Origin of the sequence: Bacteroides sp. AF39-16AC (genome assembly GCF_003602735.1) — a bacterium.
Taxonomy (GTDB): domain Bacteria; phylum Bacteroidota; class Bacteroidia; order Bacteroidales; family Bacteroidaceae; genus Bacteroides; species Bacteroides uniformis.
This window is the reverse complement of the sequence record NZ_QTLN01000001.1, coordinates 244,781-270,479: the sequence shown is the minus strand read 5'-3', so window position 1 is coordinate 270,479 and position 25,699 is coordinate 244,781. Positions and strand designations below refer to the sequence as shown.

The window sequence follows — 25,699 nt, the reverse complement described above, 5'->3', positions numbered from 1 at the left end:
TCAACTATTTAAAAATGAAAAGACTGATTGTTTTATTGGTTATGATATGTGGCATGATGCCCCTGCTTTGGGCTAGTGATGGATGTGATCAGCATCTGTCACCCGAAGAGTTTCGTGCCAAACAAAAAGCGTTTATAACGGAGAAAGCCGGGCTGACGAGTGAGGAAGCAGCTAAGTTCTTCCCATTGTATTTTGAATTGCAAGACCGGAAAAAGCAGTTGAATGACGAGGCTTGGAAATTGCTCCGGCAAGGGAAAGATGAAAAAACAACCGAAGCCCAGTATGAGGAAATTATGGAAGGTGTGTATGATGCCCGTATTGCTTCTGACCGGTTGGACAAGACCTACTTTGATAAATTCAAGAAGATATTGTCTTGTAAAAAGATTTATCTGGTGCAAAGAGCTGAAATGCGTTTCCATCGTGAACTGCTGAAAGGCATGCATAAAAAGGGAGATGGCCCCCAGCGAAGACCGCAAGGGAAAAAATGAGTAGTGAATGAATTACAAATAAGGAAGGTTGCCACGATGGTGTGAGCAACCTTCTTTTGTTAATGAGAGATACCTCGTTTTAGCCTTGCTAAACCTCTACTTTAGTTCCCTAAACCTTTGCTTTAGCCAGCTAAACCTGACCTTTAGAAGAATCATCTTGTTTGCTTTCTTTTTCCAATGCTTTCGCTTCATTCCATAGCTTGTCCATTTCTTCCAGCGTCATGTCATGGAGGTTTTTGCCCTCCTTGATGCTGTGCGCTTCTACATAGTTGAAGCGGTTGATGAACTTCTGGTTGGTCTGTTCCAGCGCATTGTCCGGATTGATTTTGTAGAGGCGGGCAGCGTTGATGAGGCTGAACATGACATCGCCGAATTCAGCTTCAGCCTTTTCTTTATCCATGTGGGCGACTTCAGCCTGGAATTCTTGGATTTCTTCTTTTACCTTATCCCACACTTGCTCGCGTTCCTCCCAGTCAAATCCTACATTGCGTGCCTTGTCCTGGATGCGGTAGGCCTTGATGAGCGAGGGTAGGGCAGCGGGTACACCGCTCAGCACTGTTTTGTTCCCATCTTTTTCCTTCAATTTTAGCTGTTCCCAGTTTTCAGAAACCTGGCCTGCGGTTTCGGCCTTTACATCGCCGAAGACATGGGGATGGCGGAAAATAAGTTTCTCACAAAGACGGTCGCATACGTCTTTCATATCGAAATCACCGGTTTCGGAGCCTATCTTTGCATAAAAAGCCACATGCAGCAGCACATCCCCCAGCTCTTTGCAGATGTCATTCTTGTCATCGCGTATCAGGGCGTCACAAAGTTCATAAGTCTCTTCGATGGTATTGGGGCGCAGGCTTTCGTTGGTCTGCTTGCGGTCCCAGGGACATTTCTCGCGCAGCTCGTCGAGTATGTCGAGGAAGCGGCCGAAGGCTTCCATCTGTTCTTTTCTTGTATGCATGATTTTGAAATTTAGTTTTTCCATTCTTCGTATGAGATAAGCAAGCCTATTACTTCCGAATAGTTCTTGCGTCCGCTTTGAATCTTGTTTCCTTTAAGGTACAAGTCGTAGATAAAGTTCTGGATGTCTCCGATGAGCGGACTGTATTTCTCCATCCAGTATTGCTGGTTCTTTTGGGCCAGTTCTATGATTTCAGGACGTATCCGGTTGAAAAGTTCTGCGTATTCTTCTTCGCTCATCAGTCGGCGGGCATTGCCCAGCACATGTGAGAGCACGGAAAGGTAGCCGCTGAAACGAATCTCTTTCACCTGCGAACGGGTGCAGACCTGGTAAGCGTAGAAGTTGGCTTCTGCCTCGCTGGTGATGCCTAAAAAGTGTGCCAGCTCGTGGGCATAAGTAGCAGGATATTGTGGTGGAAGCAAATCGCCGTTCAGCGTGAATTCGCAGAAGAAAGGTCCCATGCTTCCCGTAACACCGACCATGGAAATGAACGGAGTGAAAAGCATGGTCTTCACGCGCGGAGAGGAGTGGGGAGGGCGATGTATCCCCAGCGTATCGCTGATTTGGTTGTATCCGTGTACGCTTTCCCGGCAGACCAATGGTTCGTCAATGGAGGTGACATCTGTATAGGAAGCATTCAGCTTGTCTATATAGTTGTCTACAAATGACTGAAAGATTTCGGGAGTATAGGCAGTATAAGGAATGTTTGTCCTGCCATAGAAATCTTTCTGTGAGTAGTTCAGTCCCCATGCCAGATAGAACCATGCATATATCCACAGCAAGTATTCCATTTCGTTCAGCAGAATCTGTTTCCACTTTTTCTTTTGGATATAGCGTGCCTTGATTGGATTGAAAAGAAGTCCGAGTACACTGAGGAAAATAAACAAGTCGCCTATGGCAAAAGGCATGAGTTTTGAAAAGGAGGACAAGAAATGGGAAATCACCGGATATACAGACTGTGCATATACTTCTCCCAATATTGGAATGAGCTGCGTTGCCCATACAACAGACAGTAATACGATTAATACGACATACCGGATTTTCAATTTGTCTCTCATTTTTATTTTCAACCTACCATTAAGAGGACTATCGACCTCTAACTCCTAAGCCCGGAGGGCGATAACTCCCTTTAACTCCTACTAACTCCTGACTCATTTTGTAGGGACAAAAATATATATTTAAATTTTAATTCATTAATTTTGTCCCCGTTATTCGCAATAAATTAATTATAGAGATTTAAAAACATGGAATTAGCAAGTAAGTACAATCCCGCTGACGTGGAGGGAAAGTGGTACCAGTATTGGTTGGACCACAAATTATTCAGTTCGAAACCCGATGGTCGTGAGCCTTACACCGTCGTCATCCCGCCCCCCAACGTCACCGGTGTGTTGCACATGGGACACATGCTTAATAATACCATACAAGATATTCTGGTACGCCGTGCCCGCATGGAAGGCAAGAATGCCTGCTGGGTGCCGGGAACCGACCATGCATCCATTGCTACCGAGGCCAAGGTGGTGAACAAACTTGCCGCACAAGGCATCAAGAAGACAGACCTTACCCGCGACGAGTTCTTGAAGCATGCCTGGGAATGGACTGACGAACATGGCGGCATCATCTTGAAGCAGCTCCGCAAGCTGGGTGCTTCTTGCGATTGGGATCGTACAGCTTTTACTATGGATGAGAAACGCAGTGAAAGCGTGCTCAAGGTTTTTGTTGACTTGTATAACAAAGGTCTGATTTATCGTGGTGTCCGCATGGTGAACTGGGACCCTAAGGCACTGACCGCACTTAGTGACGAGGAAGTAATCTACAAAGAAGAGCACAGCAAGCTGTACTATCTGAAGTATATGGTAGAAGGTGACCCCGAAGGACGTTATGCAGTGGTTGCTACCACCCGCCCTGAAACCATCATGGGAGATACAGCCATGTGCATCAATCCGAATGACCCCAAGAATACCTGGTTGAAGGGTAAGAAGGTGATTGTTCCGTTGGTAGGACGTGTTATTCCGGTTATCGAGGACGATTACGTAGATATAGAGTTCGGTACCGGTTGTCTGAAGGTAACTCCTGCCCACGATGTGAACGACTACATGCTGGGTGAGAAGTACAATCTGCCGAGCATCGACATCTTCAATGATAACGGAACGCTTAGTGAAGCTGCCGGCTTGTATATCGGTATGGACCGTTTCGATGTGCGCGAGCAGATTGAGAAGGACCTGGCTGCTGCCGGTCTGTTGGAGAAAGTGGAAGCCTATACCAACAAGGTAGGTTTCTCCGAACGTACCAACGTGCCCATCGAACCGAAACTTTCCATGCAGTGGTTCTTGAAGATGCAGCACTTTGCCGACATGGCTTTGCCGCCGGTGATGAATGATGAGTTGAAGTTCTATCCTGCCAAATATAAGAATACGTACAAGAACTGGTTGGAAAATATCAAGGACTGGTGTATCAGCCGCCAGTTGTGGTGGGGGCATCGCATTCCTGCTTATTTTTTGCCGGAAGGTGGTTATGTAGTGGCTGCCACTCCCGAAGAAGCCTTGGCATTGGCAAAAGAGAAAACGGGTAATGCAGACCTTAAACTGGAAGACCTTCGTCAGGATGAGGACTGCCTGGATACTTGGTTCTCCTCCTGGTTGTGGCCCATCTCTTTGTTTGACGGTATCAACAATCCGGGTAACGAGGAGATAAACTACTATTATCCTACCAGCGACTTGGTGACCGGTCCGGACATTATCTTCTTCTGGGTAGCCCGTATGATTATGGCAGGCTATGAATATGAAGGTAAGATGCCGTTCCAGAATGTTTATTTTACGGGTATTGTCCGTGACAAGCTGGGACGTAAGATGTCCAAGTCGTTGGGTAATTCTCCCGACCCGCTGGATTTGATTGAGAAATACGGTGCCGATGGTGTACGTATGGGCATGATGCTTTCAGCTCCTGCTGGCAATGACATCCTCTTTGACGATGCACTGTGTGAGCAAGGACGTAACTTCAATAATAAGATATGGAACGCTTTCCGTCTGATTAAAGGTTGGGAAGTCAGTGCGGAAGTTCCGGTACCGGAAGCTTCAGAACTGGCAATACGCTGGTTTGAGGCCAAGCAGAATGAAGTGGCTGCCGAAGTGGCTGATTTGTTCAGCAAGTACCGTTTGAGTGAAGCGCTGATGGCTGTTTACAAACTGTTCTGGGACGAATTCTCTTCCTGGTATCTGGAAATGATTAAACCGGCATACGGCCAGCCCATCAACCGGAAAGTGTATGAAGCAACTATCGGTTTCTTTGATAACTTGTTGCATCTGCTCCATCCGTTCATGCCATTTATTACAGAGGAGTTGTGGCAGCATCTTTGCGACCGTACAGACGGTGAGAGCTTGATGGTAAGCCCGTTGTCAATGTCGGCATTGGTAGATGAGGATATCATCCGGGAGTTTGAAGTGGTGAAAGAGGTTATCAGCAATATCCGTTCCATCCGTTTGCAGAAGAACATCGCCCAAAAAGAGACACTTGAGTTGCAGGTTATCGGTGAGAATCCGGTTGTGGCATTCAACGCGGTTATCATGAAAATGTGTAACCTTTCCTCCATCAATATAGTGGAGAACAAGGCCGACGGTGCTGCTTCCTTCATGGTAGGTACTACGGAATATGCCGTACCTTTGGGTAATATGATTGACGTGGAAGCCGAGATAGCCCGTATGGAGGCTGAACTGAAGCATAAGGAAGGATTCTTGCAGGGTGTGCTGAAGAAACTGGGTAACGAGAAGTTTGTGAATAATGCTCCTGCCGCCGTTCTTGAGATGGAACGCAAGAAGCAGGCAGATGCTGAAAGTATCATCAAATCTCTCAAGGAAAGTATTGCAGCATTGAAAAAGGCATAACTGTCCATCACATAAAACAGAGAAAAAGCTCCGGAACCTTCAACTCCGGAGCTTTTTTTAGCGGTATAATGAACTGTTTATTTGAACAGTTCTGCTACGCACCACATCAGGCGTGCGGTGGTGTGTGTCCAGATTTCCTTGTAAGTGCAGTTATTTTGCATCGGGAAGTAGGGTTCGTCCTCATTTTCGAATGTTTCGATTCCTACGGGCACGGCTCCCACAACATTTCCGGCGTATGCCCCGTAAAGCGGCGGATAGTCATATCCGTCTCCATAAACGGTACTCATGGCAAACGGGTTGTAGCCTAATATGTATTCTACCTGGCGGGTTGCAATATCCCTTAACGCTTTGTCGTTGAATAGGCGTGCAAGAATAAAGGCTGCTTTGGCTTTGCCCATGACAACAGCGTGGAATCCCCTGAACTGATAGGCGACGGGGAAACGGCGCAGATAGAAATCCTTCGAGAGAGGGATGCCGTTGCGTACTTGTGCATTGTATTCTTCCAGGCTGGGAAGCCCTACCTGCTCTCCTTCGTGGTACAGATTCTTATAATCGGTATTATCCACCTCGTATACGGCGCTTGGCAGTATGCCATACGGCTCAATCAGTTGTGAAATCCCGCGTAGATAGTCTGCATAGGCTTCACAGGATGCCTGCCACAACGGGGCGTCCGGATGGGTAGGGGCATCTGTCAGTAGCGTCGAGAGTCCTTCGGCCATCAAGTGCTCTTGGCTTTGGTGATAATAGGCCAGAATACGTTTTTTCCGGGAAGATTCATAGAAGAAACCTCGCAGGGGGATTTTCCAGTCGGTACGCTTTTCCAACTGTTGGCCCGCCATGACGGTACGTGCCAGCCGGGTTGCCCAGTCCAGATAGTAAACATCTTGTGTAAGGCGGTACAAACGCATGGCTGTGACGGTGGCAAGGGCATAAAGTTCGGTTTCGTTCTGTTCCGTCCTTTGTGTATCCAGCAGGTCGATGGCGAATTGGAAGTCCTCAATGGCACTGTTCCGGCACCACCGTGCAAACACTGGGTCTTTCTTTTCAAAATGAGGGGCGGCGAGTGCGCAACTGGAAGCGGCTTTCAGATTGTCCGTAGGCGTATTTCGTGCTTCTGTCTGCATGTCGTCTTTGTCACCACGGATATTCTTTGTCCAAATGCCGATAATCAGTCCACCCAGTCGGTAGCCGTCACCGAAGCGGGTACGCAGAATCCAGTTCACTCCCCAGCGTGCCTCTTCCAGCAGGCGTTCGTAGAAGATACTGTCTTTGCTTTGTACGGCACCGGCCATTTCGAGGAGGGCGATGCACGATTCGGCTGTATTTCCCGTTCCTTGAGTCAGGTCGGCTGCATCGTGCCATCCTCCGGCAATGCTCATGCTCCGTCCGTCGGGATGATAGGCGAATACATCCTGATGGCATTCCTGATGAATGCCGGGCTGGTCGAAACCGCAACGTTCGGAAAAGAAGAAGTTCAGCGTGTGCCAGGCGGTAGACAGGTAGGCATCATTTCCGATGGGGAAAGGCTTTGATTGTACATCACCGATGGAGAGGAAGTATTGTCCGGGCGTATTGAAACTGCTGAAGTCCAGTACAAGAAATCCTTTGTCCTGCTTCTTGTCCTGATTCAGAGGACTGGCCGTACCTTGATAAACGGTTTGTCCCGTGGCGGCATCGTGCAGGCTGAAAGCCCTTTCCGGCATGTGCTGCACCAAAGCCTGCTTGCGTGCTCCCGGCTTGTATCCGCTGTGGCAGTAGGCCATTGCGTCTTTTCGCAGGTCGAATCCCCGGCTGTTTTCCGCTTCTACCTTTTCGATGCGCATGTCGTCTATGTATAGGCTCATGCGTTCGCTGGCTCCTGCAGGAGCACCTGCCAGCATGATGTTTACCGAAAAGCCGGTGACACAGTCACGGTATAGGTCCGGTATCTCCCATATGATGTGCTGCCATTTGTTGGGATAGACAGTCTCGAAGTGTTGTCCTTCAAAGCGTCCGGGAGTCGGCATGATTTTCTCTCCTTCATTGTATAGGGTGAATCCGGCAAAGGTCAGATAAACGCCCGGTGCATCCACATATACCCAAACGGAAAAGCGGTTGTATTCCCGCAAGTCTTCCCGGTCGAGGGGACGGATAATCTCCGGGGTGGCGTAATTCCGGTTTGTTGGATTCTTCTTGCCCAGGGAGGCAGGAGTGTCCAGACGGACACTTCCTTTGCCTGAGACAGTGACTTTACGGTCCACATGTATGGTTCCGGGTCCGGTGTGGCGCAGAGCGCCGAAATCTTCGGCCAGGGGGAGTACCCTGCTTTTCAATACCTTTTTCTTTTCCCACCGCGTCAGTCCGGCGTGTGCGGGATTAGCTTTCATTATGCGGTGCACATGATTGCTTTGCTGTAATTGTTTCTCCAGTTCCGTATCGGGTTTCCACGGAGCTTGTGCTTGTGCCTGCATGCAGCAGCATGCCAGCAGCAGTGTTCGGATGATGTATTTCATGGTATTCAGTGTTTGGTTTCAGGGTAAGCATGAAAAGGAGCCTTGAACTCCGGACGTAATGTATAAGTATCCTTCAGTGGGAAATCTGTGGGAACTTCTTGGGTGACGGCACCGGTGGCAGCCCATTCGCATCCCCGGAGTAAAGTCACCTGGAAACCGGTGCAGCGCATGGAGTAAGTCATGTTCGGGTCGTTGCCGCAGTGCCCCAGGAGGTCGACGAATATGCGCCCTTTCCCGTAGCTTACTGTCCACATCAACGGTTCATGCCGTCCGCGTTCGTAGGCGGTGGCCAATATTTCCATGTTTCTTACCGGACCGCGTAGGCGGGTATATATCTCGTCCTTGAAGTGTTTCCATTGAGGAGGCAATCCTTGCAGGATAGGATGATGGGGGGCGCGGTGTTCTATGACGGTTTCGTGCTGCAAGCCGTGGTAGCCGGCATACCCCGGAGAGTAGTCGTAGACGTATTGTCCGTCTTTCCAGTACAGATACGGACCGTCCTTTTCGTTTCGTCCGTCCCAGGCCCCCATGCCTATTATCTCGTTGTATTCTTTCCAGTCGGCCATCGGGACGACGGAGGAATGTATCACTACCACACCGCCTCCATTGGCAACGTATTTCTCGAAATTCTTGCGTACGGGTTCTGTCCATGTAGCTCCGCCGTAGTTGATGACGATTAAATCATATTGGTGGAAATCGGGTTTGAAGGTAGCGATGTCTCCACCAAAGTCGGGTGTAAAGGCAAAGTCCACTTTGAACATTCCGCTGTTTTCCAATATCTGCTTCATGGCTTCGCAGGCGCCTTGCCAGTAATGGCTGCCGTCCTGCCCGGCTATCATCATGGTTTTGATTACTTTCTTTTGCTGTGCGTGTGTGTGCGAGGCAGTTCCTATATAAATAAGGAGTACCAGGATAAGTGTCAGTCTTGTTTTCATTTTCCGGAAGATTTAAAGTTTTTGCCAGTAGGGTTCCATTCTATACGGTCGTAGCAGCGTGTGGTGCGCAGATTGTAACCTTGTTCGTCTACGCTGAACTTTCCGTCTTTGAAGTAGGATATGTAGAGTTCGGAGATGCCGTCCTTGTTGCGGTCTTCTACAAGGAGATTGTACTTGTCGGTGACATAAATCTCGTCGGAAATGTATTGTATTTCTTTGGTATAGTTGTCTACGATTGCATAGTAGGCCTTGAAAAGGTCGAAAGTGGGGTAGTGCCCGTTGTCACGTCCGAAAAGCATTACTTCTTCAAGGGCATCGTCCCCGTCCATATTGGCAAGTACGGATTGCTGAAAGGAAAATCCCGGTTTTTGTACTTGTGGAGGGATATTGTCCCATCCTTCCTGATGGGCTGTCACTGAAAATTGCGCTTGTGCATGGATGACGTACACCAGCGCCGACAATAGGATAATCAGTTTTCTCATTGCGTGCATTTTGAGGTTATGATAATAATAGGGTTACTTCTTGCTTATATGACCGGTGGCCCGGAGTTTTCCCTAACTTTTTTAGAATAATTAATGAATACGGGATGTATAGGGACTTAGTGCCTCTCCCATCAGGACTGAACCGGTCTGACCCGTATACTGAGAGGTCATAACATCCGCATCCTTTCCATTAAAACACCCGGATGTTTTTGGGTAATACATCCGGGTGTTTTGGGTGAAAACATCCCCATGTATTTGGTTAAAACATCCGGATGTTTTGACCTCTCAGTCCTATACTCTTTAGGGCTAAGTCCCGGTGTGTAGCCGACAAGGTATAGGGGACGTTCTGCTTGTGTATGGTCTTAATGCGAGGTGAGCAGGTGCATCAATATCAGTGGCAGATAATCTTTCAGCTTGACCCTTAATATCTTCAAAGCCTGCTGGATGCGGTAGTCTACCGTTTTTGGGGAAACGTTGAGTAGTTCGGCAGCTTCCTTGTAACTCAGATTCTGGAAACGATGCATGATGAAAGCTTCCCTATAAGTAGGCGGCAGTTCGTTGATGGCCCTTTGTATATGCTTGCTTAATTCGTTGATTTGATAGATATCCACCTCCTGCAGCATGGCGAACATTCGTTCATAGTAAGCGGTGTCTGCCCGTTGCTTCACTTCATTTTGGGCAATCCGGGTCATGCAACGATGGTAGACAGCCTTGAACAGATATTGCTTGAGCGAATATTCGATAACGGGTCTTTCTCGGTTTTCCCAAAGCCATAGCATGACGTCCTGAACAATCTCTTCTGCATCTTCCAACCGGACAAAACGATAGCAGTAGGTGCAGAGCACTGAATAGTACTTTTGAAATAACACATCAAAAGCACTTCTATCTCCTTTTTGTATGGCGGATAATAAAGATGTATCTTCTAATGGTATGTTTCTCATAGGGTGGGGGTTCATTATTGTTGGGCAAAAATAGCTTTTTTTCCTATTATAATCTAAGTATATAAAATATTTTTAGTTTTTTGTTTAGGAGTTCTTTTCACCCGTTTGTCTTTAGATTAAAGCTAGCAATAAAAATTATGGTAAAAAGAGAGGGAATGGAGAACCTGCTTCTCAGCTATTATGAAGGAGAGACAACGGAGGATGAAACTGCTCTGGTAGAGGAGTGGCTGGAAGCATCGGAAGAGAACCGTAGGACAGCCCGCCAGGTTCAGACACTCGGCCTGGCGGCGGACATGGCGCAGATTTCATCCAGGCTGGATGTAAAGAAGGCCTTGGAGGATGTACATCGTAAGATGAAACAGAAAAAGGTCAATAGGTATCAGGTATTATTTAGAGGGATGCAACGGGCGGCCGCCATTTTATTCATCCCTTTGATGGTATCGTGGTCTATCCTTTATTGGGACAAGGATAAAGAAGAGATACATATGATGGAAGTCAGGACAAATCCGGGAATGACTACTTCTGTCGAATTGCCGGATGGAACGGAAGTCGTTCTGAACTCGTCGTCGTCGTTGCGCTATCCTTCCCGATTTGCCGATGATAAAAGGGAAGTGAAGTTGGTGGGTGAAGCATTCTTTTCTGTCGCAAAAGATGAAAAGAAGTTCATTGTCGGCACGCTGAACAATTCCAAGATAGTGGTACATGGAACGGAGTTCAACGTAGAGGCTTACAAAGGGAGCAGGACGGTACAGACCACTTTGGTTTCGGGTAAAGTCAGTTTCTCCTATGTGAATAACGGCAGGAGAAATAATGTAATGATGATACCGGGGCAAAAGGTTATTTATGATATAGTGCGGGAAAAGGTCGTTGTGAAAGAAGTCAATGTAGACGTGGAAACATGTTGGAAGGACGGACGTTTGATTTTCAGGAACACTCCGTTTGAAGATATATTGAATAGTCTGAGCAAAAGGTATAATGTGGAATTCATTCTGAAAAAGGCTTCATTGAAGCAGAATTCCTTTACGGCTACATTTACCAAACAACGTTTGGAGCGAATATTGGAGCACTTCCGAATCTCCTCGAATATTCATTTCAAGTTTGTTGAAGATGGTGATGTGGATGCCGAGAGACAGGTAATAGAAGTTTATTAACCCTTTAAAAAGTAGTATGATGAAACACAAGTCCGTTTAGAAAAACATGCAGGAAAATGTTGGCGCATTTTCCTGCATGAAACACAGTAACTTTTAAATATCTGTTTGGCGACAGATAAAGTAACTTTATTTTTTCACTAGAAATCAATACAAAATTATGAAAAAACACTATTGTATCCAATCATTTAGGGCAAAAAGTGTCCTGATGAGATGCATGAAAAAAATTCCTCTTGCTATGAGATGCACATTATTTATGTTGTTTTGTTTGGTTGGTATGACTTTTGCCAATGAAGGTTATGCTCAAAAGACAATGGTAAACATTGCTCTTGAAGACAAGACCGTTGATGAAGTACTGACGGAGCTGGAACAAGGTACCGAATTTGTTTTCTTCTACAACAACAAGCAGATTGACGTTAAGCGCCGTGTATCGGTCCGGGCAAATAACAAAACCATATTCAAGGTTCTGAATGATGTATTCAAAGGAACCAATATAGGCTATAAGATATTGGACCGTAATATAATCCTTTATGATAAAGCTGTAGGAGCTGATGGGGTACAGATGGCTTTGCAGGCTGCGACGGTGAAAGGTTCTGTGGTCGATGCAACCGGTGAACCGGTGATTGGTGCCAGTATCTTGGTGCAGGGAACTACCAACGGTGTCATAACAGACATTGACGGTAATTTCATTCTGACCAATGTGGGCTCTGATGCTACTCTTATAATAAGCTATGTAGGTTATAAGACACAAAACATAAAGGTTGCAGGCCGAAATTCGTTCAAGATAGTTTTGGTAGAAGATGCTGAGATATTGGATGAAGTGGTTGTTGTAGGATATGGTGTACAGAAGAAAGAATCACTGACCGGTGCCATTGCAGCCATTGGTGCTGATGAAATAGCTACGACCAAGACCGAGAATCTGATTAGCAATATTCAAGGTAAGATGCCGGGACTATTGATTCGTCAGAAAACCGGAGAGCCGGGAACTTTCGACAATATGGTGAGCATTCGCGGTTATGGTGACCCGTTGGTGGTAATTGATGGTATCACACGTGAAGGTACTGAAGAACTTGCACAGCTGAATTCTGAGGATATAGAAAGTATCTCTATTTTGAAAGATGCTTCTGCCGCTATTTATGGTATGAATGCGGCTAATGGCGTAATCATTGTTACTACCAAAAAAGGTGTGGCCGAAAAGACCCGAGTATCTTACTCGGCATTGTTCGGTATGAAGAATGCCACGGGTATGGAAGAAACGGTAGATGCTTATACTTATCGCATGTTGGCCAATGAAAGGGCACGTAATGACCAGGCTGCCCCTGAATACACTGACGATATTCTGGAACTGTATAGAACCGGGGCTAAGGGTTATACAGACAATAACTGGATTGACATGTTTATGAATAAACTGGCGTTCCAGCAATCGCATACTGTTTCTGTGAGAGGCGGAACGGATAAGGTGAAATATTATGTGAGCTTCGGCTATAATGGCGATAATGGTTTGCTGAAGAGTGGTATCCAATACTATCATAGATATAATCTGAGAAGTAACCTGACTGCAGAGCTTACGAAAGGGCTGAAACTGAATGTGAATCTGTCCGGGCGTTGGGATGAAACCCAAAGGCCGAGAGAGGATTTTATGTGGACTTTTAAGACTTTGATGGTTAATGACCGTGGTATCGGTACTCATACGATTAATAATCCCAATCATTTGTCTGCAATCGGTCCTGAAAACAAGAATCCTTTTGCGTTGGTTGATCCGGATATAGACGGTTATCGCAAGAACAGAGGCCTGACGTATTCTGCCGATGTGGAATTGAATTGGCAAGTTCCTTTTGTAAAAGGGTTGGCATTGAGTCTTTTGGGGTCATTTGACGGTAACAATCGTAACAACTCTTCTTTAAATCGTTCTTATCCGTTGTATGATTATTATACAGATGCGCCTGCCGGTACGGGAGGTAGTACTGATGCTTATTCCAATACGATGAGAATATATCAGAAGATTTATGGCAGGTTGCAGGCTAATTATATGCGTTCTTTCAATCAGCACAATTTGAATGTGACAGCTGTGGCAGAGTTGAACAGTACACGACGCGATGAATTATCCGGTTCCCGGCAATATTCAGAGTTGTTTACTAATGATATTTTGAATCAGGCAAGTCCGGGTACAGCTACCAATTCAGGGTATCGTAGTTTTGGCCGTTTGGCAGCCTATCTGATGCGTGCGAACTATGATTATGCCGGTAAATACTTGTTGGAAGTAGTAGGGCGTTATGATGGTTCTTATCGTTATGCTCCTTCTAAGCGTTGGACGTTCTTCCCGTCGGTAAGTGCCGGATGGCGGCTTTCGGAAGAAAGTTTCATCAAGGACAATTTGCCGTTTATTACTAATTTGAAAATCAGGGGTTCTTTTGGGCAAAGTGGATATGATGCCGGTGATCCTTTCCAATATGTATCTGCTTATAATTCAGCTTCTAATGGTTATGTTTTTGATGGTGCCAGCCAGATTATGGGTATGGTAGCTCCTGGTGTAGTGACTGACCGGCTTTCTTGGGTTACATCTTCTATTTCCAATGTAGGTCTGGATTTTGACTTATGGAACGGTAAGTTGAGTGGTACTATCGAGTGGTTCAATCGTAAGAATGAAGGCATTTTGGCCGACCGTGCACAATCTGCTCCTGATACATTTGGTGCAAGTTTCCCGAAGGAAAATCTGAATTCTAACCGGAACCGGGGTTTTGAGATTGAATTGGGACACAGAGGACAAATCGGTAAGGACTTCTCATATTCAGTAAGTGCTAATTTTACGTATGCCCGTGAAAGAAGTCTGCATGTGGAACATGCAGAATATACCAGTTCTATGGATAGATGGCTGAATGGAAAGGAAAACCGTAACAGTAATGTGATGTGGTTGTATAAATACGATGGCCAATATACTTCTTTGGAACAGTATGAAACGGCTCCTTTGATTGGTGGAAACTTGGGTAACTCTAAGATGCTTCCGGGTAGTTACAGATTGCTTGACCTGAATGGTGATGGCAGGATTAACAGCAGTGACCGTGTTCCGGAGTTTTGGGCAACCGGTGCAAATCCTCCTATCCAGTATGGGTTGACTTTGGCGGCTTCTTATAAGAACTTTGATCTCAATATGCTGTTTCAAGGAGCTTCCGGTTACTCCATCGGATATGCCAATGATGATGTTTGGGGATATGGTGGCAAGACAAATAAATCTTATTTAATTGCGAAGTATGTAGATCGTTGGCATCCTGCAAATATAACAGATGATCCGTATAATCCTGCCACACAATGGGTAGCCGGTTATTATCCGGCATTACGCCACAATTTCTCTAATACTTCGGATAATGGTAGTAGATGGAATTATGGTATTTCCGTTTGGCTTCCGCAAGCTACTTATCTCCGTTTGAAGAGTATGGAGATCGGTTACAATCTGCCAAAATCATTTATGAAAAGAATCGGGTTGAACAGTGCCCGTATCTTTGTCAATGGTTCAAACCTGCTTACGTTCTGTAACAAGGCTTTGAAGGATGCTGACCCCGAACGTGAGGAAAGGGATTGGGGAGCCAACCTGGCATATCCGTTGATGAGAACTTATAACTTTGGGTTAAACATAAACTTTTAATTCTGAAATACCATGAAAAAAAATATTTTATCGATATTCTCGTTATGTGCATTGATGGGATTGTCCGGTTGTAATGCCTTCTTGGAACTTGAACCGCTGGATAAAGTGTCTCCCGAGCAGTTATTGGAGACAGAAGGTGGTGTAAAGGCACTATTGGCAAACATATATACCATGATTCCTATGGAAGATTTTAATTATCGTCCGAACGCTGGTTTTAATCAACGCGGTTATGATGGTGTGAATGAAACTACTAATTTAGCATTTCTTACCGACGAAGCTACCCGTAGTGACGGAGGAGTGGGTATAGGTTACGAAGGATTCAATTATTGGCCCTATGGAGATATTCGTCAGGTGAATATTTTTATGCAGAATGTAGAGAAAGCCAAAGAAGCCGGAACAATTTCTGTTGCAGATGCGGATCGTATGACTGGTGAAGCCCATTTTGCACGTGCTTATATGTATTATGGGCTTGTAAAAAGATATGGCGGCGTTCCTCTGATTGACAAAGTGCAGGACGATGATTATGCCAATGGTGGACCGGGTGCTGTGGCAGTTCCTCGCAGTACAGAGTTGGATACTTGGAAATTTGTATTGAATGAGTGTACCCTTGCTGCTGCTACTTTGCCCGATGCGACTTCTGGTTCGGATTTGTATCGCGTAACCAAGTGGGCAGCTTATGCGTTGAAGTCAAGAGTTGCACTTCATGCAGCTTCTGTAGCCAAGTATTGGAATCTGGCACCTTTGGCTGGTGAGGCTGTCACTCAGAAACTGGTGGGTGGAATGACTTCTGCCGATGCCGATGCATTCTATAAAGAATGTATTGAAGCATCTAAGTTCCTTATAGAGAATTCCGGTAAATCTCTTTATAAGCCTGCTCCGGCTACTGTTAAGGAGGCTGCATCAAACTTCCAGGCCTTGTTCCTGAATGACCAGAATGAAGAGATTATTTTCAGTAAAGCGTATCTTAATGGAACAACCAATACTAATCAGGGACATAGCTATGCTCAGTTTAATATCCTTCCTCAAGTCAATCCGGGCGCTCTGAAATATGGACGTTTCAATCCGATGTTGGAAATCGTTGATTTGTTTGAAGATTATACGGATGACGGCACGGGAAAAAGTGCAAAGATTGTAACTCGTACGGATGGGAATGAAGATGCTTATATCGCTAATTTCCATAATATGAATAATGCTTCTGTAGTGAACACCTTGATGTCGGTACCTTTTGTTAAATACAACGATTTGTATGAACCGTTTGCCAACAAGGATGCACGTCTGTTGGCAAGTGTGGTTGTGCCGGGTTCATCTTATGCCGGCACTGAGATTATTATCCAGGGCGGATTTATCAAGGACAATAATAGCTATGTGGCTTATTCAAACGAGTCTACTCAGAAAAATGGAACAACATATTATGCTTTAGGAGCCGAAGGTGAAACCATGTTCTCCGGATTTAATAATGTGAACAGTGGTGAGGATGCCAATTGGACTGCTACAGGTTTTGGAGTCCGTAAGTATATGCCCGAGGGCGAGAGCATGTCTCCCGACCGTCTTTCGTCCACTACCTCTTATATTGATATGCGTTTGGCAGAAGTCTACCTGAATTATGCTGAGGCTGTTGTGGAAAATGGTAGTGGATTGGGCGATAAGGAATTGGCTGAGAACTATTTGAATGCTTTGCGACGTAGAGCCGGACACACCGACCGGATATCTTTGACATTGGAGAATGTCCTGAAGGAACGTCGTGTGGAGATGGCGTTTGAAGGAAAGCGTTTTTGGGATATGAATCGTCGTAGGGAATTCCATACTGAGTTCAGCAATAATAGAATTCGTAAAGCTTTGGTGCCGATGCTTGACTTGCGTGGTGCAGAGCCTAAATATGTCTTTGCAAGGGTGAACTACTTTGGTGACGAAACAAGAGGAGGGCGTACTTTCCAGAACATCAACTACTATAGGGGCATACCTAATATTGCCACGAATGGTTTAGTTCAGAATCCAGGTCATTAATTTGAATAATATTAAGTAGAAAGTTATGAAAAAGATATTGTTATTTGTGTCATGCTTCTTATTCGCATTGACATCTTGTGAAATTGATAATTATGAGGGACCGGATGCTTCCATACATGGTTCTATCCTTGACGAACAGACTGGTGAACTTGTAGGTTCTGATATGGAAAACGGTAATGCAATTAAAGTGAGGGAGCATGGATTTACTAATGCTACGGATCAAACCTGGTATATCACAAATACCGGAGAATATCGTAACAATATGGTTTTTGCTGCCACTTATGATGTTCGTTTTGAAAATGGGAATTTTTATCCATTTGAAGTGAAGGATTTTGTTGTTAAGTCAGGGGATAATGTGTATGATTTCAAGGTTATTCCTTATATTCGCGTCAAAAGTCCAAAAGTAGAAAAGAATGGCAATGTAATTACTGCTACATTCTCGTTGGAAGCTGGTAAACAAGAAGTGAAATTGAAAGAGATTCAGCTGTTTGCTTTTTCAGATATGTGGGTAGGTAACAATGTGAAATTGACGTTGAATGGAGGGACTGATAAGCAAGTGTTTAGTCCGAGTACTGCTATAAATAGCGCTGATATTTATACATTGTCCATCGATCTGGGACAAAATGCTGATGTCTTGAAATACAGCAAGAATTATTATTTCCGTATTGGCGCTCTGGCTGATGTTTCGGGTGTGGGCACTGTACGGCATAATTATGCGCCGGTAGTAGTTATAAAATTGTAATTTATAGCAGAGGGAGACGTTCTGCTTGACGGCAGAACGTCTTTTTTTATCCATACATTAAAAATAAGACCATGAAGAAATTGAACACGATTATTTTAATTTTGCTGGGGATGATATGTACTCAGTTGTATGCTGTACAATTGAATTCGATATATCCTCTAAAACCCAATGACTCCGAAGCTTTTTATTTCACTCCCGAGAACTATCCTATAAAGGCGGATGGAAAGATGGATGTATCGGATGCTTTGCAGGCAGCGATTAATCAAGTGAAGAAAGAAAAGAATTTCGGAATCCTTTTTATCCCTGAAGGTAAATATAAAATCAGCAAGACCATTTATATTCCTACGGCTATTCGTTTGATTGGCTATGGAAAGAATCGCCCGGAATTTATTCTGGCTAAGAATTCTCCGGGTTTTCAGGAGGAAGTAGCTGATGATAAAGGAAAAGCTAAATACATGTTCTGGTTTACGGGAGCCGTTGTCAAGGAAGGTGAGAAACCCCGTGATGCCGGTGCCAGTACGTTCTACAGTGCCATGTCGAATATCAACTTGCGCATAGAAGATGGTAATCCGCATGCAGTGGCGCTACGCACACACTTTGCCCAACACAGTTTTATCAGTTATGTGGCCGTATACATAGGTAAAGGCAAGGCTGGTCTGTTCGATGTGGGCAATGAGTTGGAAAACGTTGCTTTTTACGGGGGAGATTATGGCATTTATACGACAAAAGCTTCTCCCGGATGGCCGGTAATGATGGTCGACTCTTATTTTGAGGGACAACGTGTAGCTGCTCTTCGTTGTCAGGAGTCCGGTTTGGCAATGGTGAATCTGTATGCCAAGAATGTTCCGGCTGTATTTGATATTGACCCTAATTATTGCGACAAGTTATTTTTGGAAAACAGCTATTTTGAAAATGTAAGTGGTCCGGCAGTGGTGATTACCAACGAGAACAACAGCAACAATCAGATAACCTTTCGCAATGTATATTGTAAGAATGTACCGACCTTGGCGAAATATACCCGTAGCAATACGGCCACCCATGTTGCTCATAAAATCTATAAGGTAAAGTCATACGACCACGGCTTGCAGATGGATAACATGGTGGATATGCCGGAATATGAAACGTTGGTTGATATTGAACCGATACAGAAGATGCCGGTTGCCCAACTGATGGACATCCCTGCACTGCCTGCAATGGCAACATGGGTAAATCTGCGCGAATTCGGTGCAAAGGGAGATGGGGAAACGGATGATACGAAGGCCATCCAGGAGGCTATTGACAAGTACGATAATATCTATGTGCCCCAGGGCTGGTATCGCATTACCGAAACTTTGAAGATGAAGCCCGATACCAAGTTGATAGGCCTGCATCCTTTTGGCACTCAGTTCCGGCTGGACGAAAGTACTGCTGCATTCAGTGGTTTTGGCGGTCCGAAAGCGATGGTGGAATCTTCGGAAGGCGGTGCAAATATGCTGGTGGGCATTGGTATCAATACCGGCGGTTATAACTATCGTGCTGTAGGTGTGAAGTGGATGGCAAATGCAGATTCTTATATGAATGACGTGAAGTTTGTAGGCGGGCATGGTGGTTTATGGAAACCTAAACCGGGTGTTGAGGAACCACGTGGCCGGTGGAACAGACCGGCTCGTATCAGTTCTCCCGATAATCCGGTAGCGGCTTCGGGCATGGACCTTGCTTGGGACAACCAGTATTGGAGTCTGTGGGTGACCAACAACGGTGGCGGCACCTTTAAAGACATCTGGACAGCAAGTACCTATGCCACCAATGGTTTCTATGCCAACAATACTTCTACTCCGGGGCGTATCTATGCCATGTCCATCGAGCATCATGTAAGAAATGAAGTACGTTTCAACAAGGTGTCCAACTGGAAGGTGTATTGCATGCAAACCGAGGAAGAGAGCCGCGAAAGTACCGATTGCCAACCGATAGAGATGGACGACTGCAAAGATGTGACCTTTGCAAACTTGTATATGTTCCGCGTTATCCGTGTCAATGAACCGTATCACAGTTCTGTACGTATCCGCAATTGCGAGAACATCGCATTTCTGAACCTGCATAACTATTCTCAGATTAAATATACGAATAACATTGCAGTGTTCGATGTCAACAAAGACATTGACATCCGCCCGTGGGAACTTTCTCGCTTGATTGTAACCGGAAAAGAACCTCATCAGCAACCGTTAGGCAATGAAATAGGTAAGGTGAACCAATTGGCTTCTGATTTGGAATTTGCCGAAGGCATTGCGCGCGACAGTAAAGGTAACATTTACTTCTGCGACCATCGGATGCGTCGTATCTTTAAGTGGTCGGTAGAGACAAACAGCTTGTCGCTGCTGGCAGATTTCCCGTGGAAACCCTCCAACCTGGCTTTTGATTCAGAAGATAATCTATTGGTATTGTTCAGATATGATGCGCAGCCGGGATATCTGATTAATGGTAAGCCGGAGGAAATGCCGGTAATGCCTGATACAAAAGGTACTTCTTTCAGCGGATATGGTAATTCCGCATATACAATGAGAGTCTACTCCATTGACCCGGAAAATCCGGAAGAGACCATCAAACTGTTGCCGCGTGTTCCGATGGGTCAAGTGAAGAACGTGTATAAGGCTCTTTATCCTTCTAACCGTTGGAGAGACTTCCACGATTTCAATGCGGTGTCGGTCTATGTTCCTGAAATGTGCTTCCTGGCACCGGATGGAAAAACTATCATTCCTCATTATTTCGACTTGTCACGTAGTTCTTCCCTGCTGGAAGCCTATCCGGGAAAGCCTTTCTATACCTCTGATGAATATGACCGCAGAATGGTGAAGATGGATGTGGCCAATGACGGCACGCTCTCCAACTTGAGCTATTTTGTGGAGCAGGGCGAATTTGGTTCAGCGGTAGATAAGGAAGGAAACCTCTATATAGCGGATGGGGAAATTTATATTTTTGATAAGGATGGCAAGAAGAAAGGGATGATTCGTGTTCCCGAACGTCCGTCCACATTACAGTTTGGCGGTAAGGATGGCAATACATTGTTTGTCACAGGCCGTTCCAAGTTCTTTGGTGTACGTATTAAATAAGGAAAATCCATATTAAAACAAACTGTGTAATGAGAAATTATCAAATAATGAGATACCTGCTGATAGTCTGTTGGATTATCGGTAATATGCCGTCCGGGTGGGCGGCAGAGGGTGGTTCCACCTATACGCAAAGACCGGACGATCCGGAAGCATTCTACTTTACCCCGGAGAATTACGGCTTCAAGGCTGATGGAAAGTCCGACGTGACCGATGCACTTCAAGAGGCAATCAATCAGGTGAAGCGCGAAAAGAACTTTGGGATACTGTTTCTGCCGGAAGGAAATTATCGCATTAGCAAGACGATTCAAATTCCCTCATCCATCCGGCTGATTGGTTATGGGAAGAAACGGCCGGTGATTTATTTGGGAGCCGATACACCCGGTTTCCAGACTACTCAAAATTATATGATATGGTTTACGGGAGGGCTGGCACAAGAGGGCAGGAAGCCTTCGGATGCCGGTGCAGGTACTTTCTATAGTGCGGTGTCCAATGTAGATTTCCGTATAGACAAAGGTAATCCTCAAGCCGTCGCCATTCGTGCGCATTTTGCCCAGCATGGATTTATCAATCATTGCGACATTCGGATTGGTTCGGGGAAAGCCGGCATGTATGATGTTGGCAATGAACTGGAAGACGTCAGGTTCTATGGCGGTGAATATGGGATAATTTCCTCCAGGACTTCTCCGGGATGGCCTATGATGATGGTCGATACTTACTTTGAGGGGCAGAGAAAGGCGGCTGTCTATTCAAAAGAGGTGGGGTTTGCCATCGTCAATATGCATGTGAAGAATACGCCCGTTGCCTTTGAAATGGCAGAGAATCTGGCAGACCGCCTTCATGTGGAGAATTCGTTGTGGGAGAATATTTCGGAAGCCGGTGTCAGGGTAAGCGTAGAGGGAAATACTTTTTCGCAATTGAATCTGGTGAATGTGGATTGCAGGAATGTTCCCGTACTGGTGGGCTATGCTCAAAGTGGAAAGAAAGTTGCCGGAAAAGCAAAAATGTACAGAGTCAAGGAGTTTACTTACGGTCTGGTGTATCAGGATTTGAATGATGCTTCTTCTTTCAGGGAAATATGTGAAATAGAGCCGGTGGCAAAACTGCCGGTTACACTTGGCAAGGACCTTCCGGTTCTTCCGGCAATGGAGACATGGGTCAATATCCGAGACTTAGGGGCAAAAGGTGATGGCGAGACTGATGATACGGAAGTTTTTGAGAAAGCTGTCTCTTTGCATAAAAACATCTATGTGCCCCAGGGTTGGTATCGCCTGACGAGAACGTTGAAGCTGTCTCCCGGTACTAAGCTGATTGGGCTGCATCCTTTTGGGACTCAATTTCTGTTGAAGGAAAGCGAGCCTGCATTCAGTGGTTTCGGCGTGCCTGTGCCTTTGGTTGAATCTTCCGAAGGCGGCGACGACATGCTGAATGGCATAGGTATTAATACCGGTGCGTATAATTACCGTGCTGTCGGCTGTAAATGGATGGCGGGTGAGCGTTCGTACTTGAATGATGTGAAGTTTGTAGGCGGGCACGGCACCTTGCGCAAACCGGCTCCGAATGTTTCCGGACAGTCGTCTTACCGCAGGGGCGAGCGTCGAATTAGTTCCCCGTCTTCTCCGGTCATGGAGACCGGTAAGGATATGGCTTGGGACAACCAGTATTGGAGTTTGTGGATTACAAACAATGGCGGCGGGACAATTAAGGATGTTTGGACAGCCAGTACGTATGCTGCCAGTGGGCTTTATATTAGCGAAACGAAGACTCCGGGACGTATTTATGCCATGTCTTTGGAGCATCATGTCCGTACTGAAGCCCGTTTCCATAATGTGGCCAACTGGAAAATTTATGCTTTCCAGTTTGAGGAAGAAGGTCGTGAAGGGCCTGATTGTTATATGGCAGAAATGTCCAATTGTCAAAATATCGAAATGGTAAATGTGTGGATGTATCGCGTTATCCGTGCCTTTATGCCGAAGAGGATAGGTTTCCGCATATGGGATTGCAAGAATATCACTTTCCGTAATATGCACAATTATACGCAGATATTGCCAGTCATAGAGTTTCCTATATATGATATGAATAAGAAGTTGCCCGTTTATTCGTGGGACTTTGCCCGTCTCACTGTTTCGGGTAGCGAGAAGAGCCTTCGCCCTTCCTGCACGGTCATGGACAAGCCTGTGAAGCTGGCTACCGGTTTTGAACTGGCCTCCGGAGCTACTACCGACAGTAAAGGAAATATCTACTTCTGTGAAAACCGTCTGAAGAAAATCTATAGATGGTCGGCAGACACGGAGCAGATTACTTTGATAGCCGATTATCCCTGGAAGCCTTTTACATTGACTACTGATACGCAAGACAATCTGCTGGTTATTTTCCGCTATGACCCTCAGCCGGGTTATCTGGTGAACGGCAAGCAGGAAACGGTAGTGCGCTTGCCGGATGATAATCCGATGTACAGTGGTTGGGGTAACAGTGGCTGGAGTGCTTGGGGGTATTCTTTTAATCCGGATAACGTGGATGCTACGATGAAGCCTATGCCACGTGTCGTTACAGCCGGTATGAAGAATATACAGAAAGTCATTCACCCTTCCAGTCGTTGGAGAGGTGACTTTGACAAGGTGGTTGCCAGTATGCCTGAGTATAGTTTTGTCGCTCCGGATGGCGTGACAATTATTCCGGATACCTATGATTTGGGGCGTTCTTGTGCTTTGACTGTTACAGTTCCCGGTCAGTCAGAACCGGTTTATATTGTAAATGAGATGAATAAAACGACAGTACAACTTTCCGTTGGTGGGGATGGCCGTTTGACAGAACAAGGAATAATATGTCCTTATGGCCAATACAGTAATGTGACCGATGCTGACGGAAATGTCTATGTTGCTGATGGTGAAATATTTGTCTATGACAAATATGGTAAAGAGCAGAGACGTATTCAGATAGAAGAACGCCCGATTTCCTTGGCAATTGGTGGAAGGCAGAAGGATATGCTTTTTGTTACCACCTCAAGTTCTTTCTATGGAATTAAGATACGTTAGGTATTGTATAGGTAAAAAAGAATTAGCCCCTGCGGTCGTTTTATATCGCAGGGGCTAATTTATTATAAGAAGGTCTCTTTTCCTTATAGGCTGATTGTTTGGAATATTATTTTTCCAGCAGCTCTTTCAGAAAAGAATCCAGTTCCTCATCCAATCCTTTCAGTAGCTCTTCATTGACCAATAGAGTATCATCATCCATCAGCAACAGTTCTGCTATTGTTTCTCTATCATCATCCACCAGTACAAAAGAGAATGGTTTCAGAATAGTCAGCTTGTCGAACTTTCCTTCATTTTTCATGTTGCAGAGCAGTGAGGACAAGATACGCTCTACATTTTCGTAGAAATCATCCCCCTCGTATGTCATCCATTCTTCAATGGAAGTATTGGCAAGCTCTTCATCTTCATCATCAAAGATAGACAGTTCGCCCGAATTCTGATTCGGTTGCAGATGAATGTCTGTAACGATAGTCTGTTCGCAACCGCAGGTGTATTTGCCGATTGCTTTTTTAAGAGTGTCCTCCAAGAGTGCTAATGACGATTGACTGAGCTTCATAATAACTTTCTTTTCTTAATGGTTGTTCAAAGGTATAAAAAAAACGGTTATCTCTGCATCATTTGACTAAAAATCATCATCAAATCTGTTCATTTGCATGTTCAGGCGTGCCATTCCCTCTTTTCGTTTCTCCAATTCGTCTACATACATGCTGATAAAGATGTAATAGGAGATGGTTCCATCATGTATTTCGCCTGTCTCTTTTTTGTCTGTCTTGCTTTTCTCACGGGCAAGGGTTTGCGCTTTTAATGCCCATTCCAAGGCAGTATCTATGCTGTCTTGCATTTCGTAGCCCAAAGCGGTGTTATAGGCTGCATACATTTTCTGTTTTCCTTTTTTTGTTTCGTAGGTCTGCTTCCAGAGCTCTACTGCTTTACTCCAATTTTCTTCTTTGGCATATACGGCTGCGTCACGCATATTTACAGAACCACCACTGAAGAGATAGCGGTTACCAGTTTTCCAATAAGGGAGTAGATGTCTTACCGGAACCGTTCCTGCAAATTCAGATGCTTGCTTCACCATGTCTTCTTCGCTGATGAGGCGGGAACGTACTGACGCTTCACCATTTCCTGCCTCTTCCCAGAAAATACTGTCATTGCTGTTGACGGTCACCATAGGACCTTTGCGGTTAGGTAAATATATTCTGACGGTAGGATATACCTTTACATCCACTGTGCCGAGGAACACACCCCAGTCGGGCATATAACTTATCTTGCGATTGGAACGCATTTGTATGTTTTCCAGGGCTATCAGGAAATCTACGTCCAAATTCTGTGTAAGTTCCAGTACTTCATCTCTCGATAATGTGCTTTCGCGGGGATTGATGTCTTTACTCCGGAGGGCAGAGTCGCATATCACAACCTCTTCAAAGTAGTTTTCGTTGGCAAGGGCCTCTGCAAGGGATTCGGTTGTTATTGCGGCGTCTCCATTGTAGTAGTTGGTGAGGCGTGCCACCTCATTCTCGCTTTTTTTCTGTTCTTCCTCACTGATGATGAGTTTGTTGTCCGGTACGTTTGGCATGTTGTTGACAACAGCCACACGTTTCAGTGTTGCCGGGAAACTGACTTCTGCCGGAAGCATATAATCAATGGACAGTTGTTCTACACTCTGGCAGCTGCCTAACAGCAGAGACCCCATCAATAACAGACAATAGTGATATTTGGTCATAGTCTTTGGTTTTGTTCTTTGGAGCAAAAGTACTCTTTTAGCTGAATATTCAAAAGCTGGAACGAATAAAAAATGTGATAATGTGGTAGGAGAAAAAGTGATAGGGTGATAAAAGATACCTGACGGTATCATCTTATCACCCTATCGCCTTATCATTTT

The 25,699-nt window shown here is 45.3% G+C and carries 16 protein-coding genes; 8 read left to right on the top strand and 8 right to left on the bottom strand.

Going from position 1 to position 25,699, the window contains the following annotated elements; translation table 11 throughout:
• Positions 1 to 14 precede the first annotated feature (14 nt).
• Complete coding sequence (locus tag DW039_RS01115) at positions 15 to 488, top strand: hypothetical protein (protein WP_009038074.1); 474 nt, start codon at positions 15 to 17, stop codon at positions 486 to 488.
• 130 nt (positions 489 to 618) lie between these two features.
• Here the strand turns inward: DW039_RS01115 and mazG are convergent, their stop codons facing one another.
• Positions 619 to 1,443 (bottom strand): nucleoside triphosphate pyrophosphohydrolase, encoded by an 825-nt coding sequence (gene mazG, locus DW039_RS01110; protein WP_035449333.1) that lies wholly within the window; start codon positions 1,441 to 1,443, stop codon positions 619 to 621.
• Between the two features lie 8 nt (positions 1,444 to 1,451).
• The gene (locus tag DW039_RS01105; RefSeq protein ID WP_009038076.1) at positions 1,452 to 2,498 is read right to left on the bottom strand and encodes a DUF3810 domain-containing protein; all 1,047 of its coding nucleotides are present in this window, start codon (positions 2,496 to 2,498) and stop codon (positions 1,452 to 1,454) included.
• A 186-nt stretch (positions 2,499 to 2,684) separates the two neighbouring features.
• Between DW039_RS01105 and DW039_RS01100 the strand changes: the two genes are divergently transcribed.
• A complete protein-coding gene (locus DW039_RS01100; RefSeq protein ID WP_005831983.1) occupies positions 2,685 to 5,318 on the top strand; it encodes a valine--tRNA ligase in 2,634 nt (877 codons plus the stop codon).
• Positions 5,319 to 5,395: 77 nt separating this feature from the next.
• On the opposite strand, the gene DW039_RS01095 is transcribed toward DW039_RS01100, so the two are convergent.
• The 4 genes from DW039_RS01095 to DW039_RS01080 all read right to left on the bottom strand — a co-directional run bounded on the left by DW039_RS01095 (position 5,396) and on the right by DW039_RS01080 (position 10,168).
• On the bottom strand, positions 5,396 to 7,810 hold the full coding sequence (locus DW039_RS01095) for a glycoside hydrolase family 9 protein (RefSeq protein ID WP_120381576.1): 2,415 nt from the start codon (positions 7,808 to 7,810) through the stop codon (positions 5,396 to 5,398).
• 5 nt (positions 7,811 to 7,815) lie between these two features.
• Positions 7,816 to 8,745 carry a ThuA domain-containing protein gene (locus DW039_RS01090; protein WP_119979607.1) on the bottom strand — a complete coding sequence of 310 codons (930 nt, stop codon included), beginning with the start codon at positions 8,743 to 8,745 and terminating at the stop codon, positions 7,816 to 7,818.
• Positions 8,742 to 9,236 carry a hypothetical protein gene (locus DW039_RS01085; RefSeq protein ID WP_016272905.1) on the bottom strand — a complete coding sequence of 165 codons (495 nt, stop codon included), beginning with the start codon at positions 9,234 to 9,236 and terminating at the stop codon, positions 8,742 to 8,744. Before DW039_RS01085 ends, DW039_RS01090 begins: the two co-directional genes overlap by 4 nt.
• Before the next feature lie 353 nt (positions 9,237 to 9,589).
• Entirely contained in the window at positions 9,590 to 10,168 is a 579-nt protein-coding gene (locus tag DW039_RS01080; RefSeq protein ID WP_022401932.1) for an RNA polymerase sigma-70 factor, read from the bottom strand.
• Between the two features lie 137 nt (positions 10,169 to 10,305).
• Here DW039_RS01080 and DW039_RS01075 point away from each other — a divergent pair, with 137 nt between their 5' ends.
• The 6 genes from DW039_RS01075 (at position 10,306) to DW039_RS01050 (ending at position 23,820) form a co-directional block, all read left to right on the top strand.
• A complete protein-coding gene (locus DW039_RS01075; protein ID WP_120381575.1) occupies positions 10,306 to 11,319 on the top strand; it encodes a FecR family protein in 1,014 nt (337 codons plus the stop codon).
• 235 nt (positions 11,320 to 11,554) lie between these two features.
• Entirely contained in the window at positions 11,555 to 14,956 is a 3,402-nt protein-coding gene (locus DW039_RS01070; protein ID WP_120381623.1) for a TonB-dependent receptor, read from the top strand.
• A 12-nt stretch (positions 14,957 to 14,968) separates the two neighbouring features.
• The gene (locus DW039_RS01065) at positions 14,969 to 16,960 is read left to right on the top strand and encodes a RagB/SusD family nutrient uptake outer membrane protein (RefSeq protein WP_057252344.1); all 1,992 of its coding nucleotides are present in this window, start codon (positions 14,969 to 14,971) and stop codon (positions 16,958 to 16,960) included.
• Positions 16,961 to 16,985: 25 nt separating this feature from the next.
• The gene (locus tag DW039_RS01060) at positions 16,986 to 17,702 is read left to right on the top strand and encodes a DUF3823 domain-containing protein (RefSeq protein WP_005831972.1); all 717 of its coding nucleotides are present in this window, start codon (positions 16,986 to 16,988) and stop codon (positions 17,700 to 17,702) included.
• A gap of 71 nt (positions 17,703 to 17,773) precedes the next feature.
• A complete protein-coding gene (locus DW039_RS01055; RefSeq protein ID WP_120381574.1) occupies positions 17,774 to 20,788 on the top strand; it encodes a glycosyl hydrolase family 28-related protein in 3,015 nt (1,004 codons plus the stop codon).
• Positions 20,789 to 20,817: 29 nt separating this feature from the next.
• Positions 20,818 to 23,820, top strand: a complete 3,003-nt coding sequence (locus tag DW039_RS01050) for a glycoside hydrolase family 55 protein (RefSeq protein ID WP_120028706.1) — start codon at positions 20,818 to 20,820, stop codon at positions 23,818 to 23,820.
• 106 nt (positions 23,821 to 23,926) lie between these two features.
• Here DW039_RS01050 and DW039_RS01045 read toward each other — a convergent pair whose 3' ends face one another.
• A complete protein-coding gene (locus DW039_RS01045; protein ID WP_005831967.1) occupies positions 23,927 to 24,373 on the bottom strand; it encodes a hypothetical protein in 447 nt (148 codons plus the stop codon).
• Positions 24,374 to 24,439: 66 nt separating this feature from the next.
• Positions 24,440 to 25,540: a DUF6340 family protein gene (locus DW039_RS01040; protein WP_009038084.1), complete on the bottom strand. Its 1,101-nt coding sequence runs from the start codon at positions 25,538 to 25,540 to the stop codon at positions 24,440 to 24,442.
• Positions 25,541 to 25,699 lie beyond the last annotated feature (159 nt).